Raw genomic sequence first — 19,421 nt, 5'->3', positions numbered from 1 at the left:
GCGGATCGTCGGCGGGCACCGGCGATCCGCCGTCGCCGCCGTCGTCGTCGGTCAGGGATTGGCGATAGTGCCCGTCGCGATGGCCGGCACGGACGCGCCAGCCTGTTGGCTGAGCCCGTAGACGGTCACCTTGTAGAAGCTTGGATAAGGGTTCTGATAGGTGTACGAGAGCTGATTGGCAGGCACCTCGGCGACGATCGGCAGCAGCGTGGACTCCGGGTCCTGGATCTCCAGGGTGATCAGGTACTCGTCGACCGAAGCCACCCCGGGCCCGGAGGCGGGCTGTGTCCAGGTCACGGTATTCGTCGCGCCGACTCCGGAGACGGTCGGCACGGTCAGGTTCGCCGGCGCCGGCGGTGCGGCCGGGGTGCGGGTCGCGGTGACCGGCGGGGGCGCCGGCAGGACGCCCATCGGCGCGGTGACCGAGGCCGGTAGCGAGTAGCCCCAGCCGCTGAGGGCTTCGACGTCCAGGGTGTAGGTGCTCGGCGCGCCGCCGAGGTCTGCGATGTTGAAGGTGTCAGTAGTCTGACTCGGGTCGACGATGTCCGCCGTGACGGTCCCCTGGCCGGGGATGTTCACCTCGACCACGTATGAAATCGGCTGGGCGTGCGGCTTGTAGCCGGTCAGGACCGCCGGTTGCGGATCGGCGGCGGCCGGGGTCCAGGACACCTTGGTGCCGCCGTCGGCCTGCGGCGTGACGGTGACCGCCGTCGGGGCGAGCGGGCGGTCCTTGGGCACGTAGGTGAGCGGCCGGTAGATCCAGGGGGATTTGCCGGAGGAGTTGATCTCCCGGATCTGGGTCTGGAACTGGGTGCCGAGCGGGGTGCTGGTCGGGAGCCACACGGTGCCGGAGGGATTGGTGTAGATCTGGTCGGAGACCTGGGTGAACTGGCCCAGCCCGCACGACCCGGCGCACTGGTCGACGAGGACTTCGTATTTGGTGACGCCGGGGATGGGCACGTCGGTCGGGGTCACCGTGAAGTTGAGCTGGCCGGGGCCGTCCAGGCTCACGGCGCCGCCTTTGGGCCGCGGCGGCTGGAAGCTGGCGGCCGCGGTGGTGCTCCAGGTGGCGGCCGGCGTGGCCGGCGGGACGCCGCCCATGGTGGCCCACGGCACCTTGCTCTCGCCGTTGGCGTTGGCGGCGAGCACGAACACGCCGTAGGGCGCGCCGAGGGTCAGGCCGTCGAACACCGCGGTGTGCGTGTTCGCGTCGGTGGCGATCACCGTGGTGTCGCGCACGTCGCCGGTGTTGACGAGCACGGCCCGGTAACCGGTGACCGGCGGCGTGGCGGTCACGGCCGGCCAGGACACGGTGATGCTGCGGTAGTTCGACGTGACGGTCGGCTGTGCGACCGGTTCCGGTACCAGCGGGGTCGGGCCGAGCTGGCCGAAGGTGGTCCAGGTGACGGTGCCGGGCGGCAGCACGCCGTCCAGGAACGGTTTGACGGTGTCGGCGCTGAACTGTTGCAGCCCGCCGACGATCCCGTAGGCGGAGGCCGTGGCGATCCCTTGAAGGACGCCGGTGCTGTGGCCCGGGTAGTAGTAGAACGACGGGCCGCCGCTGTCGCCGTTGATCGAGCTCAGGCCGCTTTGCAGGACGGAGAGGTCGAGGTTGTAGCGGGTCGGCTGGGTCCAGCCGACCGTGGGCCGGCCGGTGGTCGAGCCGCCGTTGCCCACGGCCAGCGTGTCGCCGGCGATGGTCGAGCCCTGCGGGTTCGGCACGCCGTCCAGCAGCAGCGGCGGGAAGGCGGGGGCGGGGATCGGGGTGGCCAGGTGGGCGACGCTGACGTCGCACAGGCCGTGGCCGCCGCCCAGGCAGTTCCCGGCGATCCGGTCGATCTTCGCCGAGCCGTACTCGTCGGTGAACGTGCCGCCGGCCTGCGGCGCCGCGTGGCCGGAGGCCAGGATCCACTGCGGGGCGATCTGCACCCCCTGGGCGAAGCCCTGGCCGGCGAGCTTCCATTCGGTGACGACGGTGGAGGTGCCCGGGACGACGACCTGCGCGGTGTGCGGGTCGAAGCCGTTGCCGATCGCCTCCGCGGCCGGGGCGGCGATCATCGCGGCGAGGACGGTCGTCGCGGTCAGCAGGATCCCGGCCGCAATGGCGGCCGGGGTGGAACGTCGCCGGGTTCGGCGAGGTGGCATTCGCATGTGCCGCACGGTAAATGTCGGAACTCACGCCCTTCAAGGCGGAGATCTGAGCTTTCGCAGTACCCTGTCATTCGTTCACCAATGTCGGCGGTGAATGTATGCCGAGCATTCGCCGGATGGTTCCGACAGCTAGGATTCCGCTGGTGGGTGGCCTAAAACCATCATTTGCGAGAGGCTACAGAAGTATTGAAGAAAGCACGAAGCGTCTGGGCGACGCGGGCGCTGTCCTTTTCTTCAGGGCCTTGATGATCGAGTCCTTGCAAGACCTCCCTTTTCGCGTGGGGGATGACGGCGGCCAGCTCGTCGAGGGCGATGTCCAGGTATTCCGGGCTCTTGGTGCCGCCCAGCAGCAGCACCGGCATGCGCAGGGCCGCGTACCTCGCGGCGGAGTCCGCCATCTCGTCCACGAGCGCGATGTCGTTGTGGATGGTGGGGACCAGTTCGACGATCGACGACTCGCCGGGCGCGGGGCGCTCGATGCGCAGCGTCACGGAACCGACAGCGGTGAGCAGCCAGCGCGGGAAGCGGGTGAACAGCGGTTCGGTGCGCATGCCCTTCAGCGCGGTGACGGCCGCCGGGACGACGCGGCCGGAGGCGATCTCGCGGTCGAAGCGGCGCAGCCAGTCGGTGGGCGCGGAGCCGCGGACCGACAGCGGTGGCTCGTAGACGGCGAGCGCTTCCAAGGAGGGGATGGCCAGGGCGGCGCTGAGGCTGATGAGGCCGCCGGCGCTGTGGCCGAACAGCATGCGGGCCCCGGTGGCGTCGACCAGCGCCTGGACGTCCTCGACTTCGCGCTGCATGCGGTGGTCGGGACCGAAGCCGCCGCTCTGGCCCCGGCCGCGGCGGTCGGGGACGAAGACCTCGTACTGGTCGCTGAGTTCGATGGCGAGGTCCGCCATGTGCTGGGCGGCTTTCATGCCGCCGTGGAGAACGAGCAGCGCGGGGCGGTCGGCCTCGGCGCGGGGGCGGAGGGCCGGTGCGGGGCCGGGGCCGGACGCGGAGCCGAGGCTGCGGCCAGACGCGGGGCCGGACGCGGGCGCGGGTGCGCCGTAGTGGCGGTAGGCGATGGTCGTTCCGTCGGCCGAGCGGACGGTTCCGGTGCGGTAGGCGGGCATGCCTCCACGATAGGTATACCGAGTTTACTTTTCAACCCGGTATACACTTGGCACCGTGACAGAAGCACCTGGCCTGCGGGAACGAAAGCGGCAACGCACACACGAGGCCATCCAGGACGCGGCGACCCGGCTGTTCCTGGAGTCCGGATTCCGCGCGGTCGGCGTCGACCAGATCGCGGCGGCGGCCGAGGTGTCGAAGCGGACCCTGTTCAAGTACTTCCCGAGCAAGGAAGACCTGGTGGTCGGGAGCTTCGCCGACCACGCCGACGAGCCGGCCCGCATGGTCCTCGCCCGGACCGCGGGAACGAGCCCCCTGGACGCGCTGCGGGAGTACTTCCTTGAGGGCCTGGCCCAGCGGGACCCGATCACAGGACTCGACGACCGGCCGGAATCGCTGGCCTTCATCGCCATGGTGCTGGAGACGCCGTCGCTCCAGGCAAAGGTGCTGCTCTACCAGGCGAACGCCGAAGAAGCACTGGCCGACGCGCTGCGCCAGGTCGAGGGAGACGTCGAAACCGATACCGCCCGCCTCGCCGCCTGCCAGATCTACGCGATGCTCCGAGCACTGGCCGAGGACAACCGCCGGCACCTGACCGAGGGGCTCAGCGCGGAGCAGCGGTACCCGGATGCTGTCCGGTCGGCGGAGCGGGCGTTCGAGTTGCTGAACGGCGGGCTGGGCGAGCTGTACGGCTGACGGCCCCGCAGGGGCAATGATGTCGCCCCGGTGGAGTGGTACCCACCGGGGACTATCGCCGAGCATCCGGCCGTCAGCACGTCTGCCGCAAGGGCTCCGGCTCCGGCCGGCAGTGCGCTGTCAGGCGTCTTCGAGGACTTCCGCGAACGCGATCACCACGCCGCCGGTGGCGTGCTTCACCGTGCTGGCGACGAGCGGGCCCGCCTTCGCCGCGGCGGCGCTGGCCGCCGCGTAGTCGGTGAAGTAGAGGTCCAGGAAGCGGTAGGCGGGGGTCGGGCTGCCGTCCTCCTTCGGCCAGACCTTCGAGGTCTGCAACCGGGTCACGCCCGGGAGTTCGCGAGCCAGGTCGAGCTGCTCGGAATACGCCGCCTCGAAGGCTTCCGGGTCGGTAGGGTTGGAATAGACGAACGTGATCTTTGTCGGGGTGGCGTGCTCTGCCATGAATTGCGCTCCTGATTGCCGGAATTGATCGATGTAAGCGAGCGAGAACAACCCTATTCAGAGGAACGAGCAGCTACCATGACCGCTCCGCCGCAAAACTTTGCCGATCGTCCGGAGGAGTCCTACGACTTGCTGTCGGAGCTGCTCCAGAGCGTGCGCCTGAGCGGGGATCGGATCGTCGGCCACGCCGCGCCGCAATCAGCCTCCGTCACTTTTACCGATATGGGCTGCCTGCATATGATTGACGAAGGCGAGGTCGTACTTCAGGTCGCTGGCGAGTCACGTGTCGAACACTTAAGAAGCGGTGATTTCGTACTGCTTCCCCGCGGTGACGAACACTCCCTCGACGTCATATCCGGGCCCGCGCAATGGTTGTGCGGAACGTTCTCCATCGGCGATCCGCAGGCGAGCCACCTGCTCGGAAGCCTGCCTCCGGCCATCGTCCTGCGCGGCGGCGACATGGCCGACGGCGGCAAGGCGGACTGGTTCGAAGGGCTCGAAGTCGCGCGCCGGATGGCCGTGCTCGAAATGCAGTCGCCGTCCCAGGGCTCGGCGGTGATGATCGCCCGCATTCTCGACGTGATCTTCATCCAGATGGTCCGGGCGTGGGCGTCGAGCGCCGACGCGGAGCCGAACTGGCTGGCCGGCGCGTTCGACCCGCAGATCGGCGTCGCGCTGAGCGCCATCCACCGGGATCCCTGCCACGACTGGACGGTCGAGGAGCTGGCCCGGGCCTGCAACCTCTCCCGGTCCTCGTTCGCCGCGCGGTTCGGCGCCCGGGTGGGCCGGCCGCCGGCCACGTATCTCGCGCACGTTCGGCTGCACACCGCCACCGAGCTGCTGCGCGACACGCAGCTGTCGATCGCGGTGGTGGCGAAGCGGGTCGGCTACGAGTCGGAGGCGGCGTTCAGCCGGGCGTTCAAGAACCGCTACGGCACTCCCCCGGCCCATTGGCGGCGGGAGGCGTACGCGTCGACCGGCGGCGGCACGAAGCCGCCGCCGGTCGGACCGGCCCGCTGAGGGCTCAGTCGGTCTCGTCGAAGACGTTCCAGCCGGCCCCGATCTGGAACCCGGGCTGCCACGCCGAACTGTCGATGATGTCAGTGGCCTTGTGCACATAAGCGTTGAGCGCGCCGCTGGCGGTGCGGGCCACCAGCTCGGTGCGGCCGTCGCCGTTCAGGTCCCCGGTCAGGAACGAGGTGTACGTCTGCCAGCCGGCCCCGAACTGCGTCGGGTTGTCCCACATGGACTCGCCGATCGTGGTGGTCGCCTTGTGCGGGTACTCGTAGATGGTCCCGTCGGGCTTGCGGCCGATGAGCTCGGGGCCGGCCTTCGCCGGGTCGCCGGTGTTGCCGAGATCGGCGATGGCGACCATGTCGAAGATGTTCCAGCCGGCCCCGATCTGGACCGGGCCGTCCCAGGAGCTGCCGGCGATGGCCGACGTGGCCTTGTGGGGGTAGGCCCACATGGTGCCGTCGGGCTTGCGGCCCACGAGTTCGGGGCGGCCGTCGTTGTTCAGGTCGACGGCGAAGATCAGGTCGAAGATGCCCCAGCCGGCGCCGATCTGGATCGGCGTGTCCCAGGTGCTCATCGAGATCGTCGACGTGGCCTTGTGCGGGTAGGCGATCAGCGCGCCGTCGGGACGGCGGCCGATGATCTCCGGGCGCCCGTCGCCGTTGAGGTCCGCGAACAGGTAGGTGTCGTAGATGCCCCAGCCGGCCCCGATCTGGATCGGGCTGTCCCAGGAGCTGCTGCTGACGACGGACGTCGCCTTGTGCGGATAGGCGACCAGCTTCCCGTCGGGGCTGCGGCCGATGAGCTCGGGGTAGCCGTTGCCGTCGAGGTCGGCGAGCTGGCGCCCGGCGAACGCCGGCGGCGGATCGTCGACGACGTGGATGTACCGCACCGCGTGGTAGGTGTTCAGGTCCGACCAGCTGTCGAACCCGAGGTTGCCGAAGTTGCTCACCGTGGTCGGGTTCTCCACGGTCTCGCCGGCCCGGTTGAAGGAGTAGACGTACGCGCCCTGCGTGTGGTCCGAGGCACTCTTCCAGCGGGCGAACAGCTCGATGTGGCCGGTCCGCAGGACGGCGTCGCCCGGCTTGAGCTGGTCCAGGCCCGACAGGTTCGTGATGAGGCCGGAGCCCGGGAAGGAGTCCGTGGTCTGGCTCGACGACAGATGCCAGGCTTCCGACACCAGCCCCGAGCAGTCATTGCGGTAGCTCTTGCCCGCCGCGTCCGGGGAGTAGGTGTACTTGTTCGGGGCGTCGGGGCTGTAGACGTAACCCTGGTCGACCCAGTACTGCGCACGTTGCAGGATCTCGGAGCGGGTGATGGTGCCGCCGACGCCGGAGGCCGCGGAGGCGGTCGGCGCGGTGGCGAAGGTCAGGGTACTGATGAAAGTGATGAGCGCGAGGAAGACGCCGGCCAGGCGCCCGAACAGTGTTTCGAACATCGCTGATCCCCTCGGATCGGAACCGGATTCGGAACCGGATTCGGAGCTGGACGGGCCGCCCGCCGGCACGGGGCGGGCGGCCTGGGGTCGGATCCGGATCGGTCAGCCGCAGAGGGATTCCCCGTGCGGGCCGGCGACGGTGACGTCCTTCGCCCCGCCGGCCGAGGTGATCACCAGGTACCCCTTCGCGCAGCTGCCGGCGTAGGACTTCGTGGTGAGGACGACCGTGGTGCTGCCGGCGGGCACCGCCTTGTCGGGGTCGGAATGGCCGATCCCGTCCACGGTGATCGCCACATGCGCGACGGCGCCGGAACCAGTGTTGTGCTGGACTGTGCCCCGCGTACGGAGCAGCCCGCAGAAGAGGGTGTGGTCGGTGTGGTCGTAGGTGCCTTCGAGGGCGGCCGAATAGGTGAAGTTGTTCGTTGCCGGGTCCCGCCAGGAGCCGGAACTCGCCCCGATGGCCCTCCAGACCACCGTCGAGCACAGCGCCGAGGTCGAAGCGTGCGCCTCGACCGCCGGCAGTACCGTGACCCCGGCCACCATCGCCCCGGCAACCACCAGCGCGCGCCCGTTCCGCGCGATCATCCCGAGCTTCATGGTTCCTCCGCATTCCGCCGGACTCTCCGGCCGGAATCCAGGATTCTCGAAGCCCTGATATAGGCCTGATACGTCTGTGATACGCGCCTCGACCTCGGACATCAGGGTTCGAGTGAAGCCAGCAGGCGTTCGGCCTGTCCGGCGCGCGGGGCCATGTCGGACCGCCGGAAGGTCTCCAACGCCGCCCCGGCCAGCTCCCGGGCCGCCGCGACGTCGCCCCGCGCGGCGTGGATCCGGGCCGCGGCGAGGGCGGCGTCGGCCCGCTCCCGGGGCAGCTGCCCGGCCTCCGCCTTCCGCAGTGCCTGGTCGATGTGGCGGGCGGCGTCGTCGAGCCGGCCGGCGGCCGCGTGGGCCACCGCCGCCGCCTGGTGCGCCCCGGCCGAGTGCTCCGGGCTGCCCAGCGACGCGGCTCCGGCCAGGGCCCGTTCGGCCGCGTCCATCGCCGCCTCCGGCTCGGCGCGCGCCACCTCGGCGTCGGCCAGCACCACGTACAGCTCCACCTCCACGAAGGCGTTGCCGGTGTCGCGGGCCAGCGCGAGCCCGGCTTCGGCGATCTGGACGGCCCCGGTCAGGTCGCCCAGTTCGAGGCGGGCGCGGGCGACCTGCGCCCGGGCGTAGGCGGCCCACGAGTCGCCGACGCTGTCGAACAGCTCGCAGCTGCGCAGGCCGTGCTTCTCGGCCTCGGCGGCGTGGCCCACCAGGGTCTTGAGAAGGCACAGGTTGGCCAGGGCGTGCGCTTCGCTGACCGTGTGGCCCAGGTGCCGCATCAGGCGGGCGATCTCGGTGAACTGCTCGGCCGCCTCCGGCAGGCGGCCCATCGTCCCGATCACGCTGGCCAGGTTGCCCAGCTGGCTGGCGGTGAGCGCGGCGTCGCCGCTGCGGCGGGCGAAGTCGACGGCGTCGCGCAGCAGCGCCGCCGCCAGCTCCAGGTCGCCGGCCCGCCAGGCGATCAGGCCCAGGTTGCCGGACGCCGCCGACTCGGCCGGGGCCCAGCCCGCCAGCCGGGCGTGCCGGAGCGAACGGGTGAAGTACCGGCGGGCGCGGCCCGGTTCGCCGAACGAGTGGTGGGCCATGCCGAGGCTGAGCATCCCCATCGCGAGCACCCGGTCCCGTTCGTCCTCCGGGGCCCGGCTGCCGGCCGCGACGGCCGCTTCGGCGCAGCTGACCCAGTCGACCGAGCGCATACGCAGATAGAAGTAGCCGCGCAGGCCGTCGGCGAGCAGCCACGCGGCCCGTTCGTGGCCGGTCGCGGTGGCGGTCTGCACGGCCGCGACCAGGCTCGGCTGTTCGGTGTCCAGCCAGGCCAGGGCGTCGTCGGCGGAGGCGAAGCGGCTGGTCCGGGGATCGACGGAGGGCGTCGGCAGGCGGACCATGTTGGGTGCGATGACGGCGGCCGCGTCGGCCACCGAGGCCTGATACCAGTCGAGCAGCGCGGCCCACCGCTCGGACTGCTCGGCCGCCGGGTCCTCGGCGGCGCGCTTCTCGCGGGTGTAGTCCCGGACCAGGTCGTGGATCCGGAAGCGTTCGGCGGCGGGTGGGCCGTCCTGGCCGTCCGAGCCGTCCTCGGCTCCTGCCGCAGCGGCTATCGCAACCGCCGCCAACGGACAGTCGACACCGACCTGCTCGACCAGCCCGACGTCGACGAGGTCGGCGAGGACCTGCACGGCCCGCTGCCGGCTGACGCCGGCGAGCGCCGCGACGGCGTCCGGGCCGAAGGCGTCGCCGGGGATCAGGCCGAGCAGCCGGAACACGCGGCGCGTACCGGTGGGCAGGATCCGGTAGGAGGCGTCGAGGACCGGGCCGACGGCGGCCCGGGAATCGGCCGCGTCACCGGCGTCACGGGCGTCACGGGAAGCGTCCGCGTCGTCGGCGTTGTGGGCGCTGTGGGCATCGCGGGTGCCTGAGGGCGACGCCGAGGCGGCGAGGGCGGCGGCCGATCCGGCCAGTTCCGCGGCGAGCCTGGCGACGGACCGCCCGGGCTGCGCGACCAGCACCGCGGCCGCGATCCGCAGCGCCAGCGGGATCCGGCCGCAGGCCACTGACAGGTCGGCGACGGCGCCGGGCTCGGCGGCGACGCGGGCCCGTCCGGCCAGTTGTTCCAGCAGCGACACCGAGTCCCCGAGGGACAGCGCGTCGAGCGGGATCCGGGCGGCGCCTTCGCGCACGGCGAGCCCGGCGAGCGGGCCGCGGCTGGTGATCACGGTGAGGCAGCCGGGGCCGGCCGGCAGCAGGGGCCTGACCTGCTCGGCGTCGCGGGCGTTGTCGAGGATGACGAGCAGCGAGCGGCCGGCGGTGCGGGTGCGGTATTCGGCGGCGAGCCCGTCGGCGTCCAGGGGGATGTGCTGCGACGGGACGCCCAGGCCCTGGAGCAGCCCGGCCAGCGCCCGGTAGGGGGACATGGGCTCGCCGTCGTCGAAGCCGCGCAGGTCGACGAACAGCTGGCCGTCCGCGAACAGGGAGCGGTTCTGGTGGGCCCACCGCACGGCCAGGGCGGTCTTGCCCACGCCGCCGCCTCCGGAGACCACGACGACCGGGGCCTCGGGCAACGCCGCGGCGGCGTCGAGGCGGCGCAGCGCCTCGGTACGGCCGACGAAGCCGGGGATCCGGACCGGCAGCTGGCTGGGCACGGCCGGCCCGGCGCCGGTCCCGGAATCGGCGCCGGAGTCCTGGAGCGCGTCGCCGGCCGACTGGAGGATGGCGGCCTCCAGCTCGCGCACCTCGCGGCCGGGTTCCAGGCCGTGTTCCTCCAGCAGCGTGCGCCGCAGGCGCCGCGCCGCCGCGAGGGCCTCGGCCTGCCGCCCGGACCGGTAGAGCGCCACCATCAGACGTCTGACGAGACCCTCGCGCACCGGATGCCGCTCGACCAGATCGGCGAGCTCGGCGACCACGTCGGCGTGCCGTCCCCGGGCCATCTCGGCGTCGGCCAGGGCTTCCAGCGCGCGCAACCGCACCTCGACCAGGCTCACCCGGAAGCCCTCGACGAAGGCGGCGTCGACGTCGGCCAGCGGTTCGCCGCGCCACAGGCCGAGCGCGGCCCGCAGCCGGCCGGCGGCGCGGGCCGGGTCGGTGCCGACCGCGTCGATACCGCGCTGCACCCCGGCCCGGAACTCGGCGACGTCGACCACCGCGTCCCCGGCGTTGAAGCGGTAGCCGCCGGAGCCGGTGGTGACCGGATCGGCCATCCCGGCCGCGGCGAGCACCCGCCGGATCGCCGACATGTCCGACTGCACCTGGTTGCGGGCGGTCGCCGGCGCCTCCCCGCCCCACACCGCCTCGACGAGGTTGGCCACCGGCACCATCCGGTCGCTGTGCAGCAGCAGGTAGGCCAGCAACGCCCGCTGCCGCGGCCGCAACCCGGCGACCGCCCCTCCCCGACCCCATGCCTGAACCGCCCCGAGCACCTGGAACCGCATGCCACTCCCCGGACATTCGCAGTGGTGGAACCCGAAGTGCGCATGATGTCACAGGGCGGCGTGGCCGGGTCCCCCTTCGCCCGTGGGGACGGCCGCGACGGAACCACGACGGGGCCGCGCCGGATCAGAGCAGCCGCTTGATCTCCCCGCGCACGCGGTAGAACCCGCCGCTGGCCTCGTGGATCTCCTCGACGACGTAGCGCGCGCCGACCACGCGCATGTCGCGGGGGAACTGCACGTTCCAGCCGGTCTGGAAGCCGCCCCCGACGACGCGGACCCGGACCCGGCCGTGGTCGTCGACGCACTCGACGATCGTGCCGGAGCCGGCCGAGGTGGTGGTGGCCACGGCGGTGGCCGGGGTCGCGACCGGCAGCGCGGCGCTGGCCTTCACGTCCAGGGCGGTCGGGACGACGCCGCCCTGGGCCGCGGTGACCGCCTGCTCGGAGGCGTCGACGCAGGCCAGGGTGCCGTCGCCGGTGACCAGGTAGAGACGCTCGTCGCGGTACTGCATCGACAGCGCCGAACCGCAGCCGGTGCCGAGCTTCCAGAGCCGGGTGCCGTCGGCGGCGAAGCAGTACACGGAGGAGGCGCTGTCGCCGGCGAAGACGTGGCGGCCGTCGGGCGAGGTGGCGCAGGAGTAGACGGAGGCGTCGCAGCGGTACTCGGCGACGACCTGGCCGCCGGCCTTGGCGATCTTGTGCACGACGTGGCGCGCGGTGCCGGCGTAGACGTGGTCAGCCTCCTGCCAGCCGAACAGCACGTTCCCGGGCGTCTTGGTGTTCCACAGCTCGCGGCCGCCGTCGGCGGCGTAGGCGGTGACGCCGGCGCTGTGGCCGTGGTAGACCGCCGTGGCGTCGGCGCGCACCATCCACGCGCCGGTGCCCGGGCTGTTGCGGGACCACTGGTGTTCTTCCTCATGGTCGATGACGACCAGGCGCCCGCCGGCGTCGGAGACCGACAGGACGCCCTCGTGGATGTCGAGCCAGTAGATGTCGACGTCCTCGTCGATGCGGTAGGCGGCGTGCGGGATCTTGCCGGACAGGTCGTAGACGGAGCCGTCGTCGCAGCCGGCGTAGATCCAGAAGTCGTCGGCGACCAGGCACTTGACGCCGTCGGGGAGCTGGAAGCGGGACAGCACCTGGCCGTCGTGGCCGAGGCTGTAGACGTCGCCGTTCTGGTTGCCGACCCAGCAGCGGTCCCCGTCGATGTGGATGCCGAACGCGCTGGAGGCGGTGCGGAAGCGCCAGAGCACCGGAGCGGTGGCGCGCGACGTCGAGGGCGCCGAGACCACGGCGCGCCGGGTGACGCTGCGCGCGGCGCGCACACCCATGACCGAGGGGGCGTAGCCCTTGCGCACCTTCTCGCCGATCTTCTTGGACGCGGCGGCCTCGGCCTTCTCGATGCTGGGGAACGTCGAGGTCTGCCGCGAGCCGTCGCTGCCTATGCGGCCGTAGCGGATGTCGACGACGGTGCCGGTGACGGTCACTTCGTAGAACTTGTGCGCGCCGCCGCTGTCCTCGGACAGCTCCAGATAGGTGGTCCCCTGAGTCATGGGGAGGAACTTACAGTCCTTGGCCGACAGGGTCGTGGCGAGGTGGGTGCAGTGGAACGACGCTCCGGCCAGACTCTCCATTCTCGCCGCGGTTGCACCAGTAGCCTGGCTTCGCGGTCCGGTCGCGAAGACCTGCCGTCGGTCCGGGAGGGGTGGAGCGGGTGCTGGGTGTGGTGTTCGTGCACGGGGTGCGTTCCTCGGCGGAGATGTGGGACCCGTTCACGTCCGTCATGGCCGAGGACTACGACCTGATGGCGAAGGCGGTCGAGCCGGTGCCCCGGTTCGAGTACGCGACCGGGCTGTTCCGCTCGTCGTGGAAGCCGCTGACGGTGATCCCGTCGATCTCGACGGTCGCGGACAGCCTGAAGGAGTACCTGATCACCGAGGCCGGCGAGTTCGACCGCCTGGTCCTCGTGGGGCACTCCCAAGGCGGCCTGGTGATCCAACGCTGCCTGGTACGCATGCTGACGGAGGGCCGCGGCCAGGAGCTGGCACGGATCCGCCGCGTGGTACTCCTGGCGACGCCGAACACGGGTTCTGAGCTCTTGCAGACGGCACGCGAGAAGCTGGTTCGCGGCAACCCGCAGGAGAAGGAGCTGCGTCCGTTCAACGAACTGGTCGCCGACACGGCGCGGAGCGTGCAGCGGGACATCGTGCACGCAGCGGAGCAGCCGACTGAGCGATCGTGCCGGATCCCGTTCTCTGTCTACGCGGGCGAACAGGACAAGGTGGTGACGCGGGCCTCGGCGCAGGCCGCGTTCCCGAACGCCGCGGTGCTGCCGGGCGACCACTTCACGATCGCGAAGCCGGACTCGCGGCGGCATCGGACGTACAGCACGGTTCGGCGACTGCTGATGGAGGCGGCGCTCTGACCAGAGCCCTCACGCCCTCGCATCCTCACGTCCACCCACCTCCCATCCTCGGCACGAACCGCACCAGCGTCCCCGGCCGCGCCTGCGCCGCCGCGTCCAGCGCGGTCGCCGGCACCACGCCGACCACCGGGTATCCGCCGGTCGTCGGGTGGTCGGCCAGGAACACCACTGGTTTCCCGTCCGGCGGTACCTGGACCGCGCCCAGCACCATGCCCTCGCTCGGTAGTTCGCCGTCGCGGCTTCGCTTCAGGGCCGGGCCGTCGAGGCGGAGGCCGACGCGGTTGCTCGCGGGGGCGACGTGGTAGTCCGTGCGGGCCAGGGCGGCGATGGAGGTCGGGTCGAACCAGTCGTCGCGGGGGCCGAGCGCCAGGGGCAGGACCAGGTGTCCGGGCGGGGCGGCGTGCGGGATGACGTCGGCGTCCGCCGGCGGTCCGGTGGGCGGCGCGAGCGGGAGGACGTCGCCGGCCTGCAGCGGATCCGGGCCGAGGCCGCTCAACAGGTCCGTCGAGCGGCTGCCCAGCACCTCCGGCACCGCGATGCCGCCCGCGAAGGCGACGTAGCTGCGTACCCCATGCGCGGCGGGCGCGATTTCGAACGTTGATCCAGCGGGCAGATGCACCGGTGCGCCCCACGCCGCCGGGCGGCCGTCGATGCGGACCGGGCACGCGGCGCCGGTGACCGCCGCCGTCACCGAGATCTCGGCGCGGAGGGTGCAGCCAAGGAGCGTCGTCTCCAGCGTCGCCGCCCCCGGCGGATTGCCGACCAGGAGGTTCGCCAGCCGGTGCGCTCCGCGGTCCAGCGCGCCGGAGCGGGGGACGCCGAGGTGGGCGTGGCCCGGTCGGCCCAGGTCTTGGATGGTGGTCAGCAATCCTGCCGACAGCACAGTAAGCGCCATGTCCGCCATGTTCACCATGTTCGTAGTGGCGTTCATCCGCTCCCGTGCTCTTTTGAGTCGTGCCCGACCGCCTGATTCGCAGTCATCTGATCCCCGTCCACCTGATCCCCGTCCTCCTGATCCCCGTCCTCCGCCACGAACCGCACCCGCGTCCCCGGCACGAACAGCGCCGGCGGCTGCCGCTCCGCGTCCCACAGCACCGCGTCCGTCGTACCGATCAGCTGCCAGCCACCAGGCGACCGGCGCGGGTAGACGCCGGTGAACGCACCGGCCAACCCGATCGCCCCGGCGGGAACCGCCACGCGCGCCGTGGACCGACGCGGCACCGCATAGCGCTCCGGCAGTCCGACGAGGTATCCGAAGCCCGGCGCGAAGCCGGCGAACGCCACGCGGAACTCCGTCTCGCAGTGGATCCGCACGACATCGGCGGGACTCACGCCCCACAGCCGCGCAACGTCGTCGAGGTCCGGTCCGTCATACCGCGCGCGCACCTCGACCGTGTCCCCGACCAACTGCGCCTGCGGACGCGGCTCCAGCTCCGCCAACCGAGCGGCGAGCGCCCGGGGATCGGCGACGCCGTCGAGCAGCACGGTGGCGGCGGCGGGCACGATGTCCTGCACCCCGGGCAGCTGCCCGTCGGCGCGCAGCCGGAGCAGGTCGGCGTAGACGGCACCGACCAGGCCGATGTCGTCGAGATCGATCAGCAGCGCTTCGGGACCGCAAGGCCGGATCCGCAGGCTCATGCGAAAGCCTCGATCCCGACCCCGGCCTCTGCCAGCGCGGCGCGGACCCGGACAGCGAGCGCGGCCGCACCCGGCGTGTCCCCGTGCAGACACAGCGACCGGGCCCGGACCTGCACCGGCTCCCCGGTCTGGGCCGTCACCACCCCGTCGCGGGCGATGCCGATCGAGCGCCGCACCACCTCATCAGCATCCTCAATCACAGCACCGGGCACGCCGCGCGGCACCAGCGTCCCGGCGGCGGTGTAGGCGCGGTCGGCGAATGCCTCGAACACATAGCCGACAGAGCGCTCGGCCGCTGCCTGTTCCAGGCACGATCCGGGCAGCCCGAGCAGGGGGACGCCGTGCCCGGCGAACACCACCGCGTCGGCGATCGCGGCGGCCTGCTCGGCGTCGTGGACGGCGCGGTTGTAGAGCGCTCCGTGCGGTTTGACGTAGGCAACCGTGCTCCCGGCCGCCTCGGCGAACGCTCGCAGCGCGCCGATCTGGTACGCGATCTCGTCGGCGAGTTCCTGCGCCGGCACGTCCATCGCGCGCCGTCCGAACCCGGCCAGATCCCGGTAGGACACCTGGGCGCCGATGCGGACTCCGCGTTCGGCGGCGCGCGCACAGACGCGTCGCATGGTCGAGGGGTCCCCGGCGTGGAAACCACAGGCGACGTTGGCGCTGGTGACGACGTCGAGCAGGGCGTCGTCGTCGGTCAGGGTCCAGCGGCCGAAACCCTCGGCGAGGTCTGCGTTCAGGTCGATGGTTCGAGTCGGGTCGGTCAGCACTCTGTCATCAATCAACACTCCGTCACCTCCAGATCGCCGCGGATCGCCGCCACGATGCCCCGGCAGGCGTCATCGAGGTACGACGCCAGCTCGGCCTCGGCCTCGGCAATCCGCCCCGTGGCCAGCAGTTCGGCCAGAGTCCTGTTACGGCGTAGGAACGGCTCATGCAGTTCTGCCGCCGAGGGCATGGCGCCGAACGCCAGGCGGAGTTCGGCCAGCAGGCGGCCCATGGCCTCGCTGATCCGTTCGCTACCGGTCAGCGCGGCGATGCCGAGATGGAAGTCGAGGTCCGCGGTGCCGACCGCGACCCAGTCGGCGGCCACCCGCGCAGCCTCACCGCGTTCGACGGCGACGCGCAGGACGGCGAGCCGCTCGGGCGGCGCGACGGAGGCAGCCCGGATTCCAGCGGTCTCCAGCGCACGTCGCAGCACATAGATATCGGCGACATCATCGGCGCTCAGCACCCTGACGAACACGCCGCGGTTCATCTCGTGAACCACCAGCCGCTGGTCGGCCAGCAGTCGGAACGACTCGCGCAGTGTGTTGCGGGAGACTCCCAGCGCCGTGCCCAGCGCCTCCTCCGGCAACTGGGTCCCGGGCGACAGAGCGCCCGCGGTGATGTGCTCGCGCAGGAGCTCGGCCACCTGATGCGCCGCGCTGGTCCGCTGCAAGCGGCCGCGCTCGGCGGCCAGATCGTCGAAAACGCCCGTCACCACCCGCTCCTCCGCTTCTCCAGCTGCTGGAGATCAATCATACACACATCCTTGTTGGATTGTTCAACAATCGTGACCCGCGCATGCCCGCACCCGCCCAAAAAAACGGAGCGGCGCCCCGGGGAGACCCCGGGGCCCCGCATCAGTCGAACCGCGCCACCGTGAACTACGGCACTGCGAACTACGGATGCCGTGAACTACGGTTGCCGTGACTACGGCAGCCGCAACTTCCAAATGCCGCGTCCATGCGTGGCCGCGTACAGGTACCCATCAGGCCCCTGCTTCAGCTGGAGCGTGGCATTGGTCGGCAGGTGCTGGCCGAGCACGCTCCAGTTGCGGTCGTGGGCACCGCGGTAGAACACGCCCAGGTCCGTGGACACGGCCAGGCCGCCGTGGTCGGTGATGACCACCGAGTCCGCCGGGATGTCCGGGATGTTCGCCGAGATGTCCTTCCAGGTCGCGCCACCGTCGCGCGACTCGTACACGTGGCCGACACCGGCGCCCGGGCCCTCGGTCCAGAGCCGGGAGAAGCCCGACACGGTGACGAACACGTGGTTGCTGTCGTTCGGGTCGATCGCGATGTTCGACAGGTAGCGGTTCGGCAGCACGCTGCCGTCGGCCGGCAGGTTCAGCTGGTGCCAGCCGGTGCCGTCGGCGTTGCCGACCGCGATGCCGCGGGTGAAGCCGACGATGTTGCAGCCCGCGCCGCACCACGCGGCGTAGATCTTGCCGCCGGACTCGGCGACCGCCGAGGCGTAGTTGCCGGCGCCGAAGTCGTACACGTCGGTCCAGTCCGAAGTGTCGCGGATGGCGTAGCCCTTGGACTGCACCGCCACGTGCTGGCCGCCGGCGACCCAGTTGTCCGGGTTCTTGATGTCGGCGGAGAACGGGGCGATGAAGCGGGCGGTGCCGTTGAGGCCGTCGTTCGGCGCCACGTTGTACTCCGTCGAGGTCGACGGGTCGGTGGAGACGTTCTGGCCGCAGTCGTTGGTGACCCAGATGTTCAGGTTCGTGTACTCCTCGGCGATGTTGCAGCCGTTCTTGGCGTCGACCAGGGTCTGGCCGCCGTCGCCGCCGAAGTTGGAGCCCATCACCGTGTCGTTGCCGCGCAGGATCGACTGGCCGTTGTCCTGCAGACCGCCGGAGACGGCGACGCCCTTGCCGGACGGGTCGGCGCCGATGCCCACCGAGTAGTACTGCAGGGTGCGGATGGTGCCGTCGTTCAGCGACTGCCAGTCGGCGGCGTGGCCGCCCGCGTCGAGCTTGCCGGCGACCGGGCGCTTGTAGACGCCGCCGTCGTTGCCGACGACCACGAACGGCTTGCCGTTGGCGCTGCCGATCGCGACCGCGTGCTGGTCGGAGTGCGTGGTCGGGGAGCAGTCACCGGTCTGCTTGGTCGGGTCGATGTTCCAGCAGTCGTAGGTGAAGTTCCAGTACGGGCCCACCGTGTTCCAGGTCGCGCCGGCGTCGTGGGACTCGTAGACCTCTTCCAGGCCGAGGTACACGTGCTTGGGGTCGGCCGGGTCGACCTGCAGGAACTGGTTGTACCAGGACTGCACGCCGGGGTTGTAGGTGGCGCCGGTCTCGGCCGAGCCCGAGGCCTCCAGGCTGGTGGAGTCGGCGACCAGCTTCCACGGGCCGAACGCGCCGGTGGTGGAGGAGTAGACGCCGCCCAACGAACTCTTCGGGTTCGAGATCTGCGTCGGGTCCTGGTTGATCGCGTAGAACACCGAGCCGTCGACCGAGTGCGTGAAGGTCACGGCGCCGATGTGCGTCGGGTCGACCGGCAGGTCGCCGAGCGAACCGGTGATCTTCGTCCAGGCGCCGTTGGTCTTGGTGTAGAAGCCGTTGTAGGTGTCGCCGCTGCGCCACCCGATCGCGGCGATCAGCTTGCCGCTGGCGTCCGCGGTGATGTCGTTGACGATGTTCTTGTACGGCGCGTGCGGGTCAGTGGCCTGCGAGCCGCCGGGCAGGAAGTCCGGGTTCGGCGCGTACTCCAGCTTCCACGGGCCCCACAGGTTCGTCAGCGAGTGCGAGTACAGGCCGCGCGTGGTGGCCGCGTACACCGTGTCGCCGATGAACCGGATCTTGCGGATGCTGGTCGACTCCAGCTCCTTGCCGCCGACGCGGTTGAAGACCGAGAACTGGCCCCAGGCCGGGTTGGCGAGCACGAAGACGCCGGCGCCGGTAAAGGTGTCGGAGGCGGTGTTGGCCTCGCCGGTGGCGTACCAGAGCCGGCCGGCGGGGTCGAGCTCCAGGTCGCCGGTGGACTGCGCGGGCAGGCCCTCGGAGATCTGCGTCCAGTTGCCGCCGCCGGTGGAGGAGCGCCACACGCCGCCGTTGGCCGCGCCGGCGTACACGTGCCCGGAGCCGTCCGCGGCCAGACCGGTGATCCGGCCGGTGACGTTGCCCGCCCCGCCGGAGGAGTTCGAGTCGTAGTCGCGGTACCGCGGGTCGTCGGCGTTGTACGGCTTGGTGGTGACTTCCTTCCAGTCCGGCCCCACGTGCGGCAGGAGCTGCGCCTTGACCCAGGCCGCGCCGTAGGCGCCGGGAGCCACCACGCCGGGCGCGCTGCGCTCGGCGAAGTACTCCTGGTCCGCGGCCGACGGGTCGTCCAGCCCGCCGTCCGGGTCCCCGGGCGGGCCGGGCTCGGCGTTGGCCCGGATGCCACCCGCAGAAGAGGAGGTGGCGGCGGTGGAGGAGTGCGATATCGCGTGGGGACGGTTGTGCGGCTGGGTCGCTCCCGTATTTGCGGCGGACGCCTGCGGGCCCGTCAAGGCCAACGTCAGGGCCGCGCACGCCGCTCCGATCGGGAGCAGACGCAGGCGTGTAGCAGATCGCATGCCGTGGATCCAACCTGTCGTGGGATGGTGACTGAGGTGGTACCACCGCGCAGCGTGCCATGTCGCGTGACCCCTTGGTCATCCCTTGGCCGATCACGATTGAGTAAAGTTCGCCGATGAATCAGGGTTCTTTCGTCTTGTAGTTTTGAAGAACCCTGATCACCGGCACG

The 19,421-nt window shown here is 71.2% G+C and carries 15 protein-coding genes; 3 read left to right on the top strand and 12 right to left on the bottom strand.

What is annotated here, in order from left to right; genetic code table 11:
* Positions 1-51: 51 nt before the first annotated feature.
* Positions 52-2,151 carry a fibronectin type III domain-containing protein gene (locus ABD481_RS20390; RefSeq protein WP_344667292.1) on the bottom strand — a complete coding sequence of 700 codons (2,100 nt, stop codon included), beginning with the start codon at positions 2,149-2,151 and terminating at the stop codon, positions 52-54.
* Positions 2,152-2,312: 161 nt separating this feature from the next.
* Positions 2,313-3,266 (bottom strand): alpha/beta fold hydrolase, encoded by a 954-nt coding sequence (locus ABD481_RS20385; protein WP_344667291.1) that lies wholly within the window; start codon positions 3,264-3,266, stop codon positions 2,313-2,315.
* 55 nt (positions 3,267-3,321) lie between these two features.
* Between ABD481_RS20385 and ABD481_RS20380 the strand changes: the two genes are divergently transcribed.
* A complete protein-coding gene (locus ABD481_RS20380) occupies positions 3,322-3,960 on the top strand; it encodes a TetR/AcrR family transcriptional regulator (RefSeq protein WP_344667290.1) in 639 nt (212 codons plus the stop codon).
* A 120-nt stretch (positions 3,961-4,080) separates the two neighbouring features.
* Here the strand turns inward: ABD481_RS20380 and ABD481_RS20375 are convergent, their stop codons facing one another.
* Complete coding sequence (locus ABD481_RS20375) at positions 4,081-4,401, bottom strand: EthD family reductase (RefSeq protein WP_344667289.1); 321 nt, start codon at positions 4,399-4,401, stop codon at positions 4,081-4,083.
* Between the two features lie 15 nt (positions 4,402-4,416).
* Between ABD481_RS20375 and ABD481_RS20370 the strand changes: the two genes are divergently transcribed.
* Positions 4,417-5,421: an AraC family transcriptional regulator gene (locus ABD481_RS20370; RefSeq protein WP_344667288.1), complete on the top strand. Its 1,005-nt coding sequence runs from the start codon at positions 4,417-4,419 to the stop codon at positions 5,419-5,421.
* A 4-nt stretch (positions 5,422-5,425) separates the two neighbouring features.
* On the opposite strand, the gene ABD481_RS20365 is transcribed toward ABD481_RS20370, so the two are convergent.
* The 4 genes from ABD481_RS20365 to ABD481_RS20350 form a co-directional block, all read right to left on the bottom strand.
* Positions 5,426-6,853, bottom strand: coding sequence for an FG-GAP-like repeat-containing protein (locus tag ABD481_RS20365; RefSeq protein ID WP_344667287.1), 1,428 nt, complete (start codon positions 6,851-6,853; stop codon positions 5,426-5,428).
* Between the two features lie 102 nt (positions 6,854-6,955).
* Positions 6,956-7,450 (bottom strand): hypothetical protein, encoded by a 495-nt coding sequence (locus tag ABD481_RS20360; protein ID WP_344667286.1) that lies wholly within the window; start codon positions 7,448-7,450, stop codon positions 6,956-6,958.
* Positions 7,451-7,551: 101 nt separating this feature from the next.
* Positions 7,552-10,863, bottom strand: a complete 3,312-nt coding sequence (locus ABD481_RS20355; RefSeq protein ID WP_344667285.1) for an AfsR/SARP family transcriptional regulator — start codon at positions 10,861-10,863, stop codon at positions 7,552-7,554.
* 124 nt (positions 10,864-10,987) lie between these two features.
* Positions 10,988-12,415, bottom strand: a complete 1,428-nt coding sequence (locus ABD481_RS20350; protein WP_344667284.1) for a WGR domain-containing protein — start codon at positions 12,413-12,415, stop codon at positions 10,988-10,990.
* Positions 12,416-12,567: 152 nt separating this feature from the next.
* Here ABD481_RS20350 and ABD481_RS20345 point away from each other — a divergent pair, with 152 nt between their 5' ends.
* Positions 12,568-13,287, top strand: a complete 720-nt coding sequence (locus tag ABD481_RS20345) for a lipase family alpha/beta hydrolase (RefSeq protein WP_344667283.1) — start codon at positions 12,568-12,570, stop codon at positions 13,285-13,287.
* A gap of 25 nt (positions 13,288-13,312) precedes the next feature.
* Here ABD481_RS20345 and ABD481_RS20340 read toward each other — a convergent pair whose 3' ends face one another.
* From ABD481_RS20340 to ABD481_RS20320, 5 genes are all read right to left on the bottom strand, one after another.
* Positions 13,313-14,191, bottom strand: coding sequence for a 5-oxoprolinase subunit C family protein (locus tag ABD481_RS20340; protein WP_344667324.1), 879 nt, complete (start codon positions 14,189-14,191; stop codon positions 13,313-13,315).
* 23 nt (positions 14,192-14,214) lie between these two features.
* The gene (locus tag ABD481_RS20335) at positions 14,215-14,925 is read right to left on the bottom strand and encodes a 5-oxoprolinase subunit B family protein (protein ID WP_344667282.1); all 711 of its coding nucleotides are present in this window, start codon (positions 14,923-14,925) and stop codon (positions 14,215-14,217) included.
* Positions 14,922-15,671, bottom strand: a complete 750-nt coding sequence (locus tag ABD481_RS20330) for a LamB/YcsF family protein (RefSeq protein ID WP_344667323.1) — start codon at positions 15,669-15,671, stop codon at positions 14,922-14,924. The genes ABD481_RS20335 and ABD481_RS20330 overlap by 4 nt, the downstream gene beginning before the upstream one ends.
* A 35-nt stretch (positions 15,672-15,706) precedes the next feature.
* Positions 15,707-16,408, bottom strand: a complete 702-nt coding sequence (locus ABD481_RS20325) for a GntR family transcriptional regulator (RefSeq protein WP_344667281.1) — start codon at positions 16,406-16,408, stop codon at positions 15,707-15,709.
* 212 nt (positions 16,409-16,620) lie between these two features.
* Complete coding sequence (locus ABD481_RS20320) at positions 16,621-19,251, bottom strand: ligand-binding sensor domain-containing protein (RefSeq protein ID WP_344667280.1); 2,631 nt, start codon at positions 19,249-19,251, stop codon at positions 16,621-16,623.
* Positions 19,252-19,421: the final 170 nt, after the last annotated feature.

The sequence above is a fragment of the Catenulispora yoronensis genome (genome assembly GCF_039531695.1).
Taxonomy (GTDB): Bacteria; Actinomycetota; Actinomycetes; order Streptomycetales; family Catenulisporaceae; genus Catenulispora; species Catenulispora yoronensis.
The sequence above is the reverse complement of the archived record's forward strand: the minus strand, read 5'-3'. Positions and strand labels throughout refer to the sequence as shown.